2 protein-coding genes are annotated in these 2,076 nt (G+C 38.8%); both read left to right on the forward strand.

The genetic code is table 11. The features are described from left to right. A partial coding sequence (locus BZG79_RS14660) for an ISAs1 family transposase (RefSeq protein WP_077774772.1) occupies nt 1-881 on the forward strand: 881 nt, incomplete at its 5' end. Nucleotides 882-1,117: 236 nt separating this feature from the next. After that, nucleotides 1,118-2,076 (forward strand): hypothetical protein (locus tag BZG79_RS14665; protein ID WP_199877959.1); only part of this gene is annotated, 959 nt, incomplete at its 3' end.

Here is a 2,076-nt window from a genome sequence, read left to right on the forward strand (position 1 = left end):
CGGCAGATACGATTGCAAGAGTGATGGGAACCATCAGTACAAAAGCATTACAAAAAGCCTTCATAGAATGGATGAAATCGTGTCATGAATTAACGGATGGTGAAGTAGTTGCCATTGATGGAAAAACACTGAGGGGTTCATATAACCGAGCAACAGACCAAGCTGCGATTCATATGATTAATGCGTTCGCAACCGAAAATGGTGTATGCCTCGGACAGTCAAAAGTAAATAGTAAAACCAATGAGATTACTGAAATACCTAAGCTGCTGGAATTGCTCGATATTTCTGGGTGTTTAATTACTATAGATGCCATGGGTTGTCAGCGAAAAATCGCACAGAAAATCATTAATAAAAATGCCGATTATTTGCTCGCTGTTAAAGTAAACCAAGGTAAGTTAGACAAAGCGTTTGATAATTATTACCGGCCTTCAATGCTTCAAAACTTTGATGGTGATAGCTACTCATCACAAGAGAAATCGCATGGACGTTTAGAAACACGATGTGCACTCATCAATACCGATTTAAGTGTATTAGGTGATTTGGCTTATGATTGGCCTGAATTAAAAACGATGGGCATCATGRTSAGTRTTCGACAARAAGGCAAACACGCCGACGAATCAGATATTTCTGTGCGCTATTATATAAGYTCAAAAGCACTSACAGCGAAAGAGYTWCATGATGCCACTCGCTCGCACTGGTTAATTGAATCAATGCACTGGCAACTCGATGTTGGATTAAAAGAAGACGCATGCCGAATTAGGGTAGATGACCGAGCTGAAGTTTTTGCACGAATAAGGCAAATGGTTTTGAATTTATTAAAGCAAGAGAAGAGTTTCAAAGCTGGGATTCAGCGCAAGCGAATGATGTTCGCGATGGACTAAGAGTACTTAGCGACCGTGCTGGGAAGCCTTTCATGACGCGGATGTTCATGCGTTTTCCGTGGTGCGTTTTCCGTGCATCCGGTGCAGAACTGGAGGCTGACGCTATCGCAGCTGACCATTCACTTCGAAGGCCGACTGGATGATCACATAGACCTATGGAAATTGACTGACACAGAATATTGAACACCCTCTCGATGGCTTTTTCGATATTTTAAATAATCCTACTGGTGCTAAAGTTGAGAAAACAAAAAATACTCTTTTCTGAAAGTGAAGAATTTTATCGTTCCTTAGGCATCATCGATTACGATGAACTTGAGTACGTATTTAACGGGATGAAGCGTTACAAATATGACATGTCGAAATTAAAGGAATTCGATACGTTCGTCTGTGCATTTTATACAGTGCCACATAATGTTATATTAACGCTTAAGTTTAGGAAAATGAATAGACCGACTGTACTAGTGGCTGATGGGATCTATGACTTCGCTAACTCAAACTTTAACCCAATGGTTACTAAGTATAACTTGACTCAATTTGAACCAATTATACAGGATTTCTTTTTGGTGCCTGGTAAGTTAGAGTCAAAGCTTTTAAAAGGGATAAAGAGCACAATAAATTATTTACCTTCGCGGATGTTGTCAATGCAGAATAAATTACCCTTGCCTGAAAAAGCGAAAGTGCTGATTACTACTGCTAATAATCCGTACTTCGATGAGAGGGAAAAAAAACGATTAGTGTCTTTGATTAATGATATTAAAGATGTTCTAGATACTCAAGGGGTGCCATTTGCGTATCGCATTTTTGATCCTTATTTAAAGGATAAACTAGAAGTTGATGAGCATCTAAACGATACGTCGATGTGCTTTGAAAACTGTCTAACTAACTATTCAGCAGTATTGACCACACCAAGCTCAATCGCAATTACTGCTATGTATCATGATAGAGCCGTCGGTTTGTTAACATATAGGAGTACGCCAGCTACGCTAGTAGCTGGTTGGTCTTTTTTTGATAAAGAATTGTTTGAAGCTCAGTTAAGTGATTTTATCAATCTTGAAGAGAAACGATTAAAGTTTCAACGCCGAGTGGTAGCAAACTATATCGAGGAAAGCACTGATATTAATTCTGCTTTGAATAATTGCAGTTTTGATTTTGATCTCCATCATAATGAACGAGAGATAGAACTCCATATAAATAG

Origin of the sequence: Salinivibrio sp. MA427 (assembly GCF_001996115.1) — a bacterium.
Taxonomy (GTDB): Bacteria; Pseudomonadota; Gammaproteobacteria; order Enterobacterales; family Vibrionaceae; genus Salinivibrio; species Salinivibrio costicola.